Raw genomic sequence first — 14,371 nt, 5'->3', positions numbered from 1 at the left:
GCTCCGGATGGCGTTAATCTCGGGCGGGCACACGAGGTGCCCGCTCACGCTGCCAAAAACAATTCGGCTCACTCGGATTCCAGCTCGATGTCGATACCCAACGAGCGGATTTCCTTGACGAGAACGTTGAAGGATTCGGGCATGCCCGGCTCCATACGATGATCACCATCGACAATGTTCTTGTACATCTTGGTCCGACCGTTGACGTCATCAGACTTGACGGTAAGCATTTCCTGCAGGGTATAGGCGGCACCGTATGCCTCCAGAGCCCAGACTTCCATCTCACCGAAACGCTGACCACCGAACTGAGCCTTACCACCCAGCGGCTGCTGGGTTACCAGGCTGTAAGAGCCGGTGGAACGAGCGTGCATCTTGTCATCGATCAAGTGGTTGAGCTTGAGCATGTACATGTAGCCCACAGTCACCGGACGGTCAAATGCATCACCGGTGCGGCCGTCGTACAGCTTGACCTGACCACTGGTATCCATGTCGGCCAGCTCAAGCATACGCTTCACCTCGGCTTCCTTGGCACCGTCAAAGACCGGCGTTGCCATCGGGACACCGTCACGCAGGTTACCGCACAGCTCCAGAATTTCCTTGTCGCTCAGGCTGTCGAGATCAACCTTGGTCACTTCGTCTGAGTGGTTGTAGATCTCATCCAGCAGCTTGCGCAGTTCAGCCACTTTACGCTGCTCTTCCAGCATCCGGCTGATCTTTTCACCCAGCCCCTTGGCGGCTGCGCCCAGATGGGTTTCCAGAACCTGACCAACGTTCATCCGCGAAGGAACACCCAGCGGGTTGAGCACGATATCAACGGTGGTGCCGTTTTCGTCGTAAGGCATATCCTCAATCGGCATTACCGCGGAGATAACACCCTTGTTACCGTGACGACCGGCCATCTTGTCACCCGGCTGGATGCGACGCTTGATGGCCAGGTAAACCTTGACGATTTTCAGCACGCCCGGAGCAAGGTCATCGCCCTGCTGCAGCTTGCCTTTCTTGTCGTCGAAGCGGGCTTCGTGCTCTTTCTTGCGATCTTCCAGACCCTGCTCGGATTTCTCCAGAAGTTCGTTCAGAGCTTCGTCTTTCATGCGCAGCTTGAACCAGTCCGGACGCGGCAGATCGGCCAGATAGGCTTCATCAAGCTTGGCGCCCTTCTTCAGACCCGGGCCACTGATCACTTCCTGGCCGTTGAGTGCTGCAGTCAGACGCTCATAGGTAGCGCCTTCGACAATGCGGTACTCGTCTTTCAGATCCTTACGGTACTGATCGAGCTGCTCTTTCTCGATGGACTGAGCGCGGGCATCTTTTTCGATACCGTCACGGGTGAATACCTGAACATCGATAACCGTTCCGCGGGTGCCGGTCGGAACACGCTGAGAGGTATCTTTAACGTCAGAGGCCTTTTCACCAAAGATCGCACGCAGCAGCTTCTCTTCCGGTGTCAGCTGGGTCTCACCTTTCGGCGTGACCTTACCCACCAGAATGTCGCCCGGGCCCACTTCCGCACCGATGTAGACAATACCGGACTCATCCAGCTTGGACAGCGCGCTTTCACCAACGTTCGGAATATCCGCAGTGATTTCTTCGCTACCCAGCTTGGTGTCACGGGCCACACAGGTCAGTTCCTGAATGTGGATCGTGGTCAGCCGGTCTTCCTGAACCACCTTTTCGGAGATCAGGATGGAGTCCTCGAAGTTGTAACCGTTCCAGGGCATGAACGCGATGCGCATGTTCTGGCCCAGCGCCAGCTCACCCAGATCCACGGAGGGACCATCTGCCAGCACGTCGCCACGGGCAATCACATCGCCCTGACGCACGATGGAGCGCTGGTTGATACAGGTATTCTGGTTAGAGCGGGTGTACTTGGTGAGGTTGTAGATATCCACACCTGCATCACCGGCCTCGGTTTCTTCGTTGTTTACGCGCACCACAATACGGGCAGCATCCACGCTTTCAATCACACCGCCACGACGGGCGGTCACGCACACGCCGGAATCCTGGGCAACGGTGCGTTCTACACCGGTGCCGACCAGCGGAACCTGTGATTTCAGCGTCGGAACCGCCTGACGCTGCATGTTCGCACCCATCAGGGCCCGGTTAGCATCGTCGTGCTCAAGGAACGGGATCAGAGACGCCGCCACCGATACAACCTGGCGTGGAGATACGTCCATGAAGTTAACCGCTTCCGGCGGAGCGACGGTAAATTCGTTCTGGTGACGCACGGTAACCAGCTCGTCGGTCAGGCGCTTGCCATCATCGGTAGCAGCACTGGCCTGAGCGATCACATAGTTGCTCTCTTCAATCGCAGACAGATACACCAGCTCATCGGTCACCACGCCGTCGACGACTCTACGGTACGGACTTTCCAGGAAGCCGTAGGAGTTGGCACGGGCATAGGTTGCCAGCGAGTTGATCAGACCGATGTTCGGGCCTTCCGGAGTCTCGATAGGACACACACGGCCGTAATGGGTCGGGTGAACGTCCCGAACCTCAAAGCCGGCACGCTCACGGGTCAGACCGCCCGGACCCAACGCGGAGATACGACGCTTGTGAGTTACCTCAGACAGCGGATTGTTCTGGTCCATAAACTGGGACAGCTGGCTGGAACCAAAGAACTCCTTGACTGCGGCCGCAACAGGCTTGGCGTTGATCAGGTCCTGCGGCATCAGGCCTTCGCTTTCAGCCAGACTCAGACGCTCTCGAACAGCGCGCTCAACCCGTACCAGGCCTACCCGGAACTGGTTTTCAGCCATCTCGCCAACACAGCGAACCCGACGGTTGCCCAGGTTGTCGATATCATCTACCTGGCCCTGGCCATTACGAATGGCAATCAGGGTTTTCAGCACGTCGATGATATCGTCGTGGGTCAGCGTGCCCTCACCGGTGCTCTCGTCACGACCAAGGCGACGGTTGAGCTTCATCCGGCCAACGCCGGACAGGTCGTAGCGCTCCTCAGAGAAGAACAGGTTGTTGAACAGGTTCTCCGCGGATTCCTTGGTGGGCGGCTCGCCCGGGCGCATCATCCGGTAGATTTCAACCAACGCTTCCAACGGAGTTCGGGTCGGGTCGATACGCAGGGTATCAGACATGAACGGACCACAATCCAGATCGTTGGTGTAAAGAGTTTCAATATCCTTAACACCAGCGCCGAGAATCTTGGTGATGACTTCTTCGGTCAGCTCGGTGTTACATTCCACCAGCACTTCGCCGGTAGACTGATCGATCATGTCCTTGGCAAGAACACGGCCGTACAGGTATTCAGTGGGAACTTCCAGCTCGGTAATGCCGGCCTTTTCCAACTGCTTGATGTGACGCGCCGTAATACGGCGGCCTTCTTCAGCAATGACGTTGCCTTCCTTATCTTTGATGTCAAAGGTCGCAATGTCACCACGCAGCCGGCTGGGCACCAACTCAAGCTTGCAGACTTCTTCACCCAGAGCAAACTTACTGGTTTCGAAGAACATGTCGAGCATCTGCTCAGAGGTGTAACCCAGAGCGCGCAGGAGGATCGACGCAGGCAGCTTACGACGACGGTCGATACGAACGAACACGGAGTCCTTCGGATCGAATTCGAAGTCAAGCCAGGAACCACGGTAAGGAATCACTCGGGCCGAATACAACAGCTTGCCGGAGGAGTGAGTCTTGCCTTTGTCGTGATCAAAGAAGACGCCAGGCGAACGGTGCAGCTGGGAAACAATAACACGCTCGGTACCGTTGACCACGAAGGTACCGTTTTCAGTCATCAGGGGCATCTCGCCCATGTAGACTTCTTGCTCTTTGATGTCCTTGATCGCCTTGTTGGACGATTCCTTGTCATAAATGATCAAGCGGACTTTCACCCGCAGCGGCGCGGCGTAAGTAACGCCCCTGAGCTGACATTCCTTGACGTCGAACACTGGCTCGCCGATTCGATAGCTCACATACTCGAGCGCGGCGTTGCCAGAGTAACTGACAATCGGGAATACGGATTTGAACGCTGCGTGAAGACCGGTTTCCCGGCGGTCTTCAGGAGCGGCTTCCATTTGCAGGAAGTCCCGGAACGAATCCAGCTGAATAGACAGCAAATAGGGGACGTCCATCACGGAAGGCAATTTACTAAAATCTTTGCGAATCCGCTTTTTCTCAGTGTAGGAGTAAGTCATCTGCATTCCCCAGCTTTAGACCTGATACCTGGTATCAAGAAGCAATCAAATGTTCTGCTTCGGGGCCGAATTGCTCGGCTTATCGCGCCGTCTTGAACAAGACTCTGGCTGTAGGTTATAGATCTGACATTAACCCGTAAAAGCACACCAGACTCTATAGCATATACAACAGAAAAAGGCCGGTGGCACAGAGCCACCAGCCCATCCATGCTTAACGCACGGTGTCGATCAACAGCCGACTATTACTTGAGCTCAACAGAAGCGCCTGCTTCCTCAAGCTTCTTCTTGGCTTCTTCAGCCTCGTCCTTGCTAGCGCCTTCCTTAACAGTAGAAGGAGCGCCGTCAACCATTTCCTTGGCTTCTTTCAGACCCAGACCAGTCAGCTCACGAACGGCCTTGATGACGTTGACTTTCTTCTCGCCAGCGCCAGTCAGAACTACGTCGAACTCGGTCTGCTCTTCAGCAGCTTCGCCACCAGCGGCAGCAGCAGGTGCAGCGGCAACAGCAGCGGCAGCAGAAACATTGAACTTCTCTTCCATAGCTTCAACGAGCTCAACAACTTCCATTACGCTCATTTCAGCAATTGCATTCAAAATATCGTCTTTAGACAGAGCCATGACTTTCTCCGAAAATGTAAAAAATGGTGTTCAACAGAATCAAGCAGCGTCTTGCTTCTGGTCGCGGACTGCAGCTACAACACGTGTGATCCTGCCCGGAATATCGTTCAGGGTACGTGCAAGCTTGGTAACTGGTGCCTGTGTAACAATAGCCAGCTTGGTCAACGCTTCGTGCAGCGTCGGCAGCGTGGCCAGGCGATCGATCTGTTCTGCGCCCATCAGCTCACCGCCGACAGCCAGACCCTTGATCTCAAACGCCTCTTTCTCTTTGGCAAAATCCTTCAGCAGGCGCGCAGCGGCACCCGGATCTTCCATAGAGAAAGCCAGAATGGTCGGGCCAACCAGCGCCGGATCGATGCACTCAAACTCAGTACCTTTGATAGCAATCTTCGCCAGGTTGTTACGAACAACCTTCAGACGAACATTCTCGGCACGAGCTTTGGCACGAAGGGCAGTCATGTCACCAGAGGTGACACCACGGTAGTCAGCCAAAACCACAGACAGAGCAGCTCCAGCAGTCTCGTTGACTTCAGCGACGATCGCCTTCTTGTCTTCGAGTCTAATTGCCACTGGATTTCTCCTCGATTTCGCCAGCGTTATGCCGGCAAACCCATCATTGTCCTCAACGAGGACGCCTAACGGTGTTTGGGTTCAGAGAGAACGTCTTCACACCGTCTGCGCAGGCGTTGCTTTAACCCTTGCAGCCCTTGTTACCAAGGGCTTCGGGGGCCTGCGGTCTTTGACAGCCTTGGCTTCCGCCCAGACTACAAAGTAACTACCAATCAGAGACTCAGAGTACCCTGATCAATAGTCAGACCAGGACCCATCGTAGAAGAGATGGTGATCTTTTTCAGATACACACCCTTGGACGATGCAGGCTTGGCCTTTTTCAGGTCTGCCACCAGAGCTTCAAGGTTTTCCTTGATGTTCTGGGCAGAGAACTCAACGTTACCCAGCGGAGCGTGGATAATGCCGTTTTTGTCAGTACGGTAACGAACCTGACCAGCTTTGGCATTCTTAACCGCTGTCTCAACATCAGCGGTTACGGTGCCAACCTTCGGGTTCGGCATCAGGCCACGGGGACCGAGGATCTGGCCCAGTTGACCAACAACACGCATGGCATCCGGAGTGGCGATAACCACGTCGAAGTCCATGTTGCCTTTTTTGACTTCATCAGCCAGGTCGTCCATGCCTACGATGTCGGCACCGGCCGCGGTCGCTTTCTCGGCATTGGCACCCTGGGTGAACACAGCCACACGCACGGATTTACCGGTACCGTGAGGCAGAACAGTGCTGCTACGCACAACCTGGTCGGATTTACGTGCATCAACACCCAGGTTAACCGCTACGTCTACAGACTCTTTGAACTTCACGTTCTGACCCAGTTCGGCCAGCAGCGCAACCGCTTCGTCTACAGAGTAGGCGCGGGTGGAGTCTACTTTTTCACGAATCAGCTTTTGACGCTTGCTCAGCTTAGCCATCTTACAGACCCTCCACGTTCAGGCCCATGCTGCGGGCAGTACCAGCGATGGTGCGAACGGCTGCTTCCATATCGGCAGCAGTCATGTCCGGCTCTTTGGTCTTGGCGATTTCTTCCAGCTGAGCACGGGTAACCGTACCCACTTTGTCAGTGTTCGGACGACCAGAGCCACTCTTAATGCCAGCGGCCTTCTTCAGCAGGACCGGCGCAGGCGGGGTCTTGGTGATGAATGTGAAGCTGCGATCACTGTAAACGGTGATAACGGTCGGAATTGGCAGACCAGGCTCCATGCCCTGAGTCTTGGCGTTGAACGCCTTACAGAATTCCATGATGTTAACACCACGCTGACCCAGCGCAGGACCAACGGGGGGACTCGGGTTGGCCTGACCGGCAGCAACCTGAAGCTTGATATAGGCTTCAATCTTCTTTGCCATGATAGATCTCCTGTGGGTTCGAACGCCTTTCGGCTCCCCGGTTTTTCACAACTGCTTTAAGCAGACACAAAAAGCCCGCGTCGCCGTAGCGCGCGAGCTTTCAATTTTCAAAGCCGCCATCAGTCTTTTTCGACCTGCCCGAACTCCAGCTCAACCGGAGTAGAACGGCCAAAGATAAGAACGGCAACCTTCACTCGACTCTTCTCGTAGTCGACTTCTTCTACCACACCGTTGAAGTCTGCAAACGGACCTTCAACAACGCGAACAATTTCACCTGGCTCGAACAGCGTCTTGGGCTTGGGCTTGTCTGCACCACTTTCAACACGACGCAGAATAGCCTCAGCCTCGCGCTCAGTAATCGGAGCCGGCTTGTCTTTGGTACCGCCGATAAAGCCCAGTACCCGAGGTGTATTCTTGACAAGATGCCACGAGGCGTCGTCCATTTCCATCTGGACCAGTACGTAGCCGGGATAAAACTTGCGCTCACTCTTGCGCTTCTTCCCGTCCCGCATTTCGACCACTTCTTCAGTCGGAACCAGGATTTCGCCGAACTTGTCTTCCATCTGCTCGAGCGCCACACGCTCTTTAAGAGTGCGCATTACATGCTTCTCAAAGCCAGAATACGCATGAACGACGTACCAGCGCTTAGCCATTGCCCACTCCCGTTAACCGATAAATCCGGCGACCAGCCAACTGATCAGCGAATCCATGCCCCACAAAATAAGCGCCACTACCAGAACAAACACAACCACAATGATGGTGGTCTGAATCAACTCTGGCCTGGTCGGCCAGACGACTTTCCGGATCTCGACACGCGCTTCTTTTAACAGGGTGGCAAAACGCCGCCCCCGCTCGGTTTGCAACGCCACAAACGCAGCAACCAAGCCTAGCGCAACAAGAGCCAGAACCCGATATAGCACGGACTCGGCACTGAAGTACTGATTACCGACAACGCCGACGGCAATCAAAACGAAAACAACCAGCCATTTCACGGTATCGAAACGGCCGGCTGACTGAACGGCTTTTGACTCCATAGGAATCAACTTATGTATCCGGATGTTGAAAAATGGCAGGCCAGGAGGGAATCGAACCCCCAACCTGCGGTTTTGGAGACCGCTGCTCTGCCAATTGAGCTACTGGCCTGCACCGAAACAACTCAGCGCAACAAACAACGAGTAACCCGAAGGTTACTCGATGATCTTGGAGACCACGCCGGCACCAACGGTACGGCCGCCTTCGCGAATCGCGAAGCGCAGACCATCCTCCATGGCGATCGGAGCGATCAGGGTAACAGTCATTTTCACGTTGTCACCCGGCATTACCATTTCAACGCCTTCCGGCAGTTCACAAGAACCGGTTACATCAGTAGTCCGGAAGTAGAACTGCGGACGGTAGCCCTTGAAGAACGGAGTATGACGACCACCTTCTTCTTTGGACAGTACGTACACTTCACACTCGAACTTGGTGTGCGGCTTGATGGAGCCCGGCACACACAGAACCTGACCACGCTCAACGTCGTCACGCTTGGTACCACGCAGCAGAACACCTACGTTCTCACCGGCACGACCTTCGTCCAGCAGCTTGCGGAACATCTCAACACCAGTACAGGTGGTCTTGGTGGTGTCGCGGATACCCACGATTTCCACTTCGTCACCTACTTTGATGATGCCACGCTCTACACGACCGGTAACAACGGTACCACGACCAGAGATGGAGAATACGTCCTCGATCGGCATCAGGAACGGCTGATCAATCGCACGCTCCGGCTCAGGGATGTAGTCGTCCAGGGCTTCTACCAGCTTCTTAACAGCGGTAGTACCCATCTCGTTGTCGTCTTTACCTTCCAGAGCCATCAGCGCAGAACCGGTGATGATCGGAGTGTCGTCACCCGGGAAGTCGTACTGGCTCAGCAGGTCACGAACTTCCATCTCCACCAGCTCAAGCAGCTCTTCATCGTCTACCATGTCCGCTTTGTTCAGGAACACAACGATGAACGGTACACCAACCTGACGGGACAGCAGGATGTGCTCACGAGTCTGCGGCATGGGGCCGTCAGCTGCGGAGCAAACCAGGATAGCGCCGTCCATCTGGGCCGCACCGGTGATCATGTTCTTAACATAATCCGCGTGGCCCGGGCAGTCTACGTGTGCGTAGTGACGGGTCGGAGAATCGTACTCAACGTGAGAGGTCGCGATGGTGATACCACGCGCACGCTCTTCCGGTGCGTTATCGATCTGATCGAAAGCACGGCTCTCACCAGTACCCCATACTTCGTGACATACACGAGTCAGGGCGGCTGTCAGAGTGGTCTTACCATGGTCAACGTGACCAATGGTGCCCACGTTTACGTGCGGCTTGTTACGCTCAAACTTTGCTTTAGACATTCGACCAATCTCCCTAATCAACCAGGATCGTAACGTTGACCGGATAAAAATGGAGCTCATGACCGGAATTGAACCGGTGACCTCATCCTTACCAAGGATGTGCTCTACCGACTGAGCTACATGAGCATTGAAACCAAATTGGAGCGGGCAGTGGGAATCGAACCCACGTCATCAGCTTGGAAGGCTGAGGTAATAGCCACTATACGATGCCCGCGAGCAATTAGTGGTGGAGGGGGCAGGATTCGAACCTGCGAAGCTTTCGCGTCAGATTTACAGTCTGATCCCTTTGGCCACTCGGGAACCCCTCCCGTACAGATCTGCAACCGCAAATCTGCTCAAAACTTAAAGTGGAGCTGGCGGACGGAATCGAACCCCCGACCTGCTGATTACAAGTCAGCTGCTCTACCAACTGAGCTACGCCAGCTCACATTCGCCTGTTCAGCGAGGGCGGTATACTACGGATTTTTTTCTGGTGATGCAACACCTTCACAAGCGTAGATTTCAACGAAGTCGAAATTGCTGTGACTTTCCGCCTCAACCGCCTGAACCACCTCGGTTTCCCTTGCTGGCTCAACATCAAAAACGAGGGCGTATCCTATACGATTTCGGGGGAAGTTGACTAGCACTACATTGAGATTCTGCTGTTTTTTTTCCTCCAGCACAGACTCTGCTGCTGCCCTCGACTCAAACAGGCCAAGCGAGATGGCGTTTCGGTACTCACCCTCTGTCACCACATAAGACTCCACGCCACGACTAAAGAGATCGCGAAACTGGGATAGCGCCACCTCCCTGGGCTGCGGAGGGATCATCACCCAATTCAGCGGCGGCAGCTCCCGCTCTCGCTCCTCAATGCGGAAATGCTCGCCAACCCGTTCTGCAAATGCAGTGGCGTCCTCGCGGGAGTCAAACCAACCGACCCTGACACACTCCGTGGGAGGTAGCGGAGCCTGCTCACTCGAATCGGACACTTTCAGGCTTGCAACGCGAGGCAAAATACCACCGGCCGACGCCTCATAGGTGACCGGCGGAATCAAGCCGGGGGCAAACCAGACAGCCAGGTTGGCCAGCAACAACACCAACGCAACCAGCCTCATGCCTGCGATTCCTGAAGATCGACGATTTCCACCCCCTCCAGCACCAGACCAGGCCGATGCTCCGCCTTCAGACCCAACGACTGAAAACGACCCGCATCTCCGCCGGTTAAAACAACTCGTTCCAGCCCGAGTCGACCAACATCACCATGCAGACGCTGAACGAGGCTCTCTGTCAGCCATGCGAGACCGTGGTTTGCGCACTCACCGGTGGACTGGCCCGGCGCAGCGTTGATCTGTTCGTCGTATTCGAATCCAATGCGGGCGGCATCCAGCTTGAGGCTCCGTCGCATCATATGCAGCCCTGGCAGAATATACCCGCCCAGGTGCTGGCCCTGGCCATCGACATAGTCAATAGTCACTGCACTGCCCGCATCCACGACGGCGAAACTGCGCCGGGCGCCAACCCACGCGGCCACCATTGCGTGCCATCGGTCGGCACCCATTTTGGCCACTTCCTGGTAGGAATTCCTGAGCCCGTCCCGGCTCACCTCCGCCCAGTGGTATCGAACCGGGGCAGAGGTAACGGTTGCCAAGCGCTCCTCTAGGCGCAGTCGGCTCTGTTCCGATGCGACTGTCGATACGGCAACACGATCTATCTTGCGGGCGTACGTTATCAAATCAGTAAAAGTCACTGTTTCTTCCAGGGCTCCCCCACCGTCATGCACGACGACTCCATCGGCCATGAGGCGCCATTTTACCCGGGTGTTGCCACAGTCCAGCAAAAGAATCATGATCGCACCCGCAAGCTGATATCTCCGGCCCTGACGGGCACCAGCCCCTCAGGGGTATCAACCTGATAGTTGCCTGCGGCATCAATACCAGCACCTCTACCCTCAACGCCGCCATCTCTGGCCACCAGATCTTTGCTGAAAAAGATATCCCGTGCCTGCCATTCATCCCTGAACGGGGCAAAGCCCTGACGTTCGAACTGCGCGATAATCTCTACTACCTCCGACACAATGGCCGCCGTCAGAGCATTTCGCGTCCAAACGACATCCGGCCATGCCTCGGCCAGACTTATCCATGGCTGGTCGACCAACTCAGCCTGCTTCATATGCACGTTAATCCCTATACCAGCAATAACCTGCACTTCTCCGTCCTGAAGCTCTCCCTGAATCTCAACCAGTATCCCGCCGAGCTTCCGGTCACCGTAGAACAGATCATTGGGCCACTTCAAACCGGCATCCGTTGCCCCAAAGGTCGACAGGGCCCGACTGACCGCCACCCCCAATACAAGGCTCATACCGTCGAGGGCAGAAAACCCGCCCTGAACACTCAACCCCAGGCTCAGATAAAGGTTTTCTCCTTGCGGACTCACCCATTGACGCCCCCGGCGGCCACGACCTGCAGTCTGGCTGTCAGCCACCACCACCGGCACGCCTTTCAACTCCGAGGTCAACCGTCGCGCCACTTCCGCGTTGGTTGAGTCAACGGTATCCAGAACATCAAGGGCAATGACGTTATGCAGGCGCTCCGGCAGTGCTTGCCGAATGCGGTCACTTGCCAGGAGATCCAACGTAGAGATGAGCTGATAACCCTGCCCGCGGATGGTTCTGATTTCCACGCCTTCGGCTTGCGCCTTGCGAATCTGCTTCCAGACCGCCGTTCGGGAAATACCGAGCGTTTGCGCCAGCGATTCGCCGGAATGGATTCGACAATCTTCAAGAAGGGATAGCAGCGAGCTGGATTTCATGAAACAACTTCCGGAGGCGACATGGAACAGCCCGGATTAAACAACAGGACAGCCAAAAACACAAAAAGGACAGTCGCCTTGACTGCCCGTTTGCCATAACCGGCCCCCTGAATCGTCAGGGTATGGGGGTTGCGGTCAGGTTCGCACGGATATCTACATTCTGGAATTTCGCTCCGTAGACAACCGTTTGACTGCCGCCGACAGGATGGATCAGATCGATGTTATTGATTGAGAGCTCCTTGAAACGGGTATCTGCCTTTACCGCAAAACCAAGGGGGCGGTTAGCAACGTCTCCCGGGCCTGGATTGGCTACATACCGGTACCCAGCCGCCGACCCGGGGCTCATGATTTTCTCATCGCCGCGGCTTCCCACGACGCCCTGGGCGTCAGGCCCATCCTCTTTTTTGGTAACCCTGGTCTGGTAGACATCCACCGACAGATCGGTTCGAATCCCGAAGCGATTGTCTTCAACGCCATCACCATCAAAGTCACCGCCATCACTGGTATAGATATCGTTAACCAACAACTTCATACCGGTGTTGTTTATTGGCCTTCCCTGACTATCCACGGCGCGATTACTCTCCCACATCAAGGCGTTCTTCTTATCGTCGCCCTCGGCTCGAGCCAGAACCTGCACCATGTCGATGGTCACACCCTCGCTGCCCCGAGTCTCCCACTGCCCGCCGGCGGCCACACAGGCCCCCTCAGAACTACCAGCCCCCCCGACACAGATATCTCCGACCCCTCCGGGCTTCACCAAAGCCGTGCTGCCGGTCTGATATTTTTGAATTCGTAACCGTCCCATACTGGCGCCGTGGTCCTTGGTGCCCACCCGCACATTGCCGATATCCATGGTGCTCCAGGACTCCCCGGTGCCAATGGCCAGCCCCTCTTCGGTCACATCCAGGGTCATATCCCGGACGTGACCGTCATAAGTCATTTCCGTCAGCCAAAGTCCCTTCTGGGCGATTTCGCCATTACCTTCATCATAGGGAGCCGCGATCACCGCTGCCTTACCATCCCGAATCTGGATGTCGGAATTGATTGTGAGCCCCTCTCCCGAGGCGCCGCCGGCACCCAGGGTTATATGCCCATCCAGTTCAAACTCATAGGCGGGGTAGAATCCCAGCGCCAACAGCAACTCGGTACCGCCCTGAAGCGGTGCGTCATCACTGCCAACTCTCAGCCCGTTGATACGATAACCCGCTTCCAGGCCTTCAAAGCCAATTCGCAGGCCATCGTAGAACCGTGTGCCATTACGTACTTCGTTGCGCGTGACATTGACGGTGACATCCCCCGATCCCCAGGATTGCAGACCGCTGAAGATCACACGATTGCCATCTTCCGTGTAGCTCAGATCAGCGAGGCGCAAACTCCACTCCGTTGCCATGCGCAGTCCCTGCGGGCCGGCGTCAGGGTGCCCTCCACCCTGGAGATACAACTCATTGCGATAGGTTCGACCGTTGAATATCTGGTCTTCCAGTAAAAACGACAGATTCAGCGAGCCAAAGCTTTGGCCGCTACTGCCCACCTCTATAGAGCCGATATTCAGATTACCCTGCAATCCACCAAGGGTAAGCGCAACCGCAGGTCGACCACGCCCGTCCTCTGAAACATCCAGGCGAAGGTCGCGTATGCGATAGTCACCGGTGATATCCCGCAAAGCCAGGCCGTTGCCATCATCCAGATAGATAAACGATGCCGTGTGGATGATGGTTTCATTATCCAGCCTTAACCCCTCACCCGACCGGCCACCGGCCCGAATGTCGGTCACGGAGGATAGCTCGTAGTGCCCCTGCAGCCCACCGTAGCTTGGCAAGGGCAGCCCCGTGGCAGAACTAAAACTTTGGCCGTAATTGCCCGGTTCGTTGCTGTAGCGAATGGCACCAACGCTCCAGTTGCCAATCACCTCCGGGGAAACCAGCTGCAGCGTGTCCCCCACAACATCCAGCGTAACCCCAAGAGCCTGGACGTCCATGGTGATATCATCCAGGAAGACGCTGTTGCCATTGGTTCGGTATCCCAATCGCCCACCCGTCATGGTGTAGGCGGTATCGAAGGTGTAACCACTGCCGCCCACAGCCCCACCTTGTCGAATACGCAGGCTACCCTGCAGGGAGTGATCAAAGAATATCCCCCCCATACCCACACCGGGGGCTCCGGCCAGGCGTATATCTGAAAACTCGACTCTTCGATCCTCTACCAGATAATCGAGGTTCAATGATGCATCGGCCCCAATGTCAACCTTTACCCGATGGAACGCCCCCGCATTATCTCCCCTGGACGATCCAACGCGCATACCCTCAAGATGCACACCCTTGCCATCATCATAATAGGAGAGGCGGTCGGCGGAGAGGTTCAACTCCATCTCCAATGTGATACCGCTCTGCCCCTGAATCTTTGATAGGGCGGTATCATCCAACCGCTCCATGGCAGCCACAGGGTTAACGAGCACGGGCACCATCGATACCAATAAAAGAGGAGCCGTGGAAAGACGAGCATCTGTCATGGCCATTAGGCTTTT

Annotated in this window: 12 protein-coding genes and 5 tRNA genes; all 17 read right to left on the bottom strand. The window is 55.7% G+C overall.

Annotated features, from left to right (window positions below; genetic code table 11):
- Nucleotides 1–68: 68 nt before the first annotated feature.
- Nucleotides 69–4,145: a DNA-directed RNA polymerase subunit beta gene (rpoB, locus tag ACNSOI_RS03065; protein ID WP_061333843.1), complete on the bottom strand. Its 4,077-nt coding sequence runs from the start codon at nt 4,143–4,145 to the stop codon at nt 69–71.
- 242 nt (nt 4,146–4,387) lie between these two features.
- A complete protein-coding gene (rplL, locus tag ACNSOI_RS03060) occupies nt 4,388–4,762 on the bottom strand; it encodes a 50S ribosomal protein L7/L12 (RefSeq protein WP_061333837.1) in 375 nt (124 codons plus the stop codon).
- Between the two features lie 39 nt (nt 4,763–4,801).
- Nucleotides 4,802–5,332, bottom strand: coding sequence for a 50S ribosomal protein L10 (gene rplJ / locus ACNSOI_RS03055; RefSeq protein ID WP_061333835.1), 531 nt, complete (start codon nt 5,330–5,332; stop codon nt 4,802–4,804).
- 212 nt (nt 5,333–5,544) lie between these two features.
- The gene (rplA, locus tag ACNSOI_RS03050) at nt 5,545–6,243 is read right to left on the bottom strand and encodes a 50S ribosomal protein L1 (protein WP_058092379.1); all 699 of its coding nucleotides are present in this window, start codon (nt 6,241–6,243) and stop codon (nt 5,545–5,547) included.
- Nucleotide 6,244: 1 nt separating this feature from the next.
- Nucleotides 6,245–6,676: a 50S ribosomal protein L11 gene (rplK, locus tag ACNSOI_RS03045; protein ID WP_058092380.1), complete on the bottom strand. Its 432-nt coding sequence runs from the start codon at nt 6,674–6,676 to the stop codon at nt 6,245–6,247.
- A 119-nt stretch (nt 6,677–6,795) separates the two neighbouring features.
- Nucleotides 6,796–7,329 (bottom strand): transcription termination/antitermination protein NusG, encoded by a 534-nt coding sequence (gene nusG / locus ACNSOI_RS03040; RefSeq protein WP_058092381.1) that lies wholly within the window; start codon nt 7,327–7,329, stop codon nt 6,796–6,798.
- 12 nt (nt 7,330–7,341) lie between these two features.
- Nucleotides 7,342–7,710 carry a preprotein translocase subunit SecE gene (gene secE / locus ACNSOI_RS03035; RefSeq protein WP_072678396.1) on the bottom strand — a complete coding sequence of 123 codons (369 nt, stop codon included), beginning with the start codon at nt 7,708–7,710 and terminating at the stop codon, nt 7,342–7,344.
- A 33-nt stretch (nt 7,711–7,743) separates the two neighbouring features.
- Nucleotides 7,744–7,819 (bottom strand) — tRNA-Trp (locus ACNSOI_RS03030).
- Between the two features lie 44 nt (nt 7,820–7,863).
- A complete protein-coding gene (gene tuf, locus ACNSOI_RS03025) occupies nt 7,864–9,060 on the bottom strand; it encodes an elongation factor Tu (RefSeq protein WP_068351550.1) in 1,197 nt (398 codons plus the stop codon).
- Between the two features lie 50 nt (nt 9,061–9,110).
- A tRNA-Thr gene (locus tag ACNSOI_RS03020) sits at nt 9,111–9,186 on the bottom strand.
- A 13-nt stretch (nt 9,187–9,199) separates the two neighbouring features.
- Nucleotides 9,200–9,274: transfer RNA gene (locus ACNSOI_RS03015), tRNA-Gly, on the bottom strand.
- Nucleotides 9,275–9,284: 10 nt separating this feature from the next.
- Nucleotides 9,285–9,368 (bottom strand) — tRNA-Tyr (locus ACNSOI_RS03010).
- A gap of 40 nt (nt 9,369–9,408) precedes the next feature.
- Nucleotides 9,409–9,484, bottom strand: a tRNA-Thr gene (locus tag ACNSOI_RS03005).
- Nucleotides 9,485–9,515: 31 nt separating this feature from the next.
- The gene (locus tag ACNSOI_RS03000) at nt 9,516–10,154 is read right to left on the bottom strand and encodes a hypothetical protein (RefSeq protein WP_106693779.1); all 639 of its coding nucleotides are present in this window, start codon (nt 10,152–10,154) and stop codon (nt 9,516–9,518) included.
- On the bottom strand, nt 10,151–10,885 hold the full coding sequence (locus ACNSOI_RS02995) for a type III pantothenate kinase (RefSeq protein WP_420195114.1): 735 nt from the start codon (nt 10,883–10,885) through the stop codon (nt 10,151–10,153). Before ACNSOI_RS02995 ends, ACNSOI_RS03000 begins: the two co-directional genes overlap by 4 nt.
- Nucleotides 10,882–11,847, bottom strand: coding sequence for a biotin--[acetyl-CoA-carboxylase] ligase (locus ACNSOI_RS02990; RefSeq protein WP_420195113.1), 966 nt, complete (start codon nt 11,845–11,847; stop codon nt 10,882–10,884). The genes ACNSOI_RS02995 and ACNSOI_RS02990 overlap by 4 nt, the downstream gene beginning before the upstream one ends.
- Before the next feature lie 115 nt (nt 11,848–11,962).
- A complete protein-coding gene (locus tag ACNSOI_RS02985; RefSeq protein WP_420195112.1) occupies nt 11,963–14,362 on the bottom strand; it encodes a DUF6160 family protein in 2,400 nt (799 codons plus the stop codon).
- Nucleotides 14,363–14,371: the final 9 nt, after the last annotated feature.

The organism is Marinobacter sp. GH_1, assembly GCF_048595985.1.
Lineage (GTDB): Bacteria > Pseudomonadota > Gammaproteobacteria > Pseudomonadales > Oleiphilaceae > Marinobacter > Marinobacter shengliensis.
This window is presented reverse-complemented; position numbering and strand designations above follow the sequence as displayed.

Coding starts and splice junctions, on each gene's coding strand:
- rpoB (WP_061333843.1), bottom strand. CDS start 4,145: ATGACTTACTCCTACACTGAGAAAAAGCGGATTCGCAAAGATTTTAGT.
- rplL (WP_061333837.1), bottom strand. CDS start 4,762: ATGGCTCTGTCTAAAGACGATATTTTGAATGCAATTGCTGAAATGAGC.
- rplA (WP_058092379.1), bottom strand. CDS start 6,243: ATGGCTAAGCTGAGCAAGCGTCAAAAGCTGATTCGTGAAAAAGTAGAC.
- rplK (WP_058092380.1), bottom strand. CDS start 6,676: ATGGCAAAGAAGATTGAAGCCTATATCAAGCTTCAGGTTGCTGCCGGT.
- nusG (WP_058092381.1), bottom strand. CDS start 7,329: ATGGCTAAGCGCTGGTACGTCGTTCATGCGTATTCTGGCTTTGAGAAG.
- secE (WP_072678396.1), bottom strand. CDS start 7,710: ATGGAGTCAAAAGCCGTTCAGTCAGCCGGCCGTTTCGATACCGTGAAA.
- tuf (WP_068351550.1), bottom strand. CDS start 9,060: ATGTCTAAAGCAAAGTTTGAGCGTAACAAGCCGCACGTAAACGTGGGC.
- ACNSOI_RS03000 (WP_106693779.1), bottom strand. CDS start 10,154: ATGAGGCTGGTTGCGTTGGTGTTGTTGCTGGCCAACCTGGCTGTCTGG.
- ACNSOI_RS02995 (WP_420195114.1), bottom strand. CDS start 10,885: ATGATTCTTTTGCTGGACTGTGGCAACACCCGGGTAAAATGGCGCCTC.
- ACNSOI_RS02990 (WP_420195113.1), bottom strand. CDS start 11,847: ATGAAATCCAGCTCGCTGCTATCCCTTCTTGAAGATTGTCGAATCCAT.
- ACNSOI_RS02985 (WP_420195112.1), bottom strand. CDS start 14,362: ATGGCCATGACAGATGCTCGTCTTTCCACGGCTCCTCTTTTATTGGTA.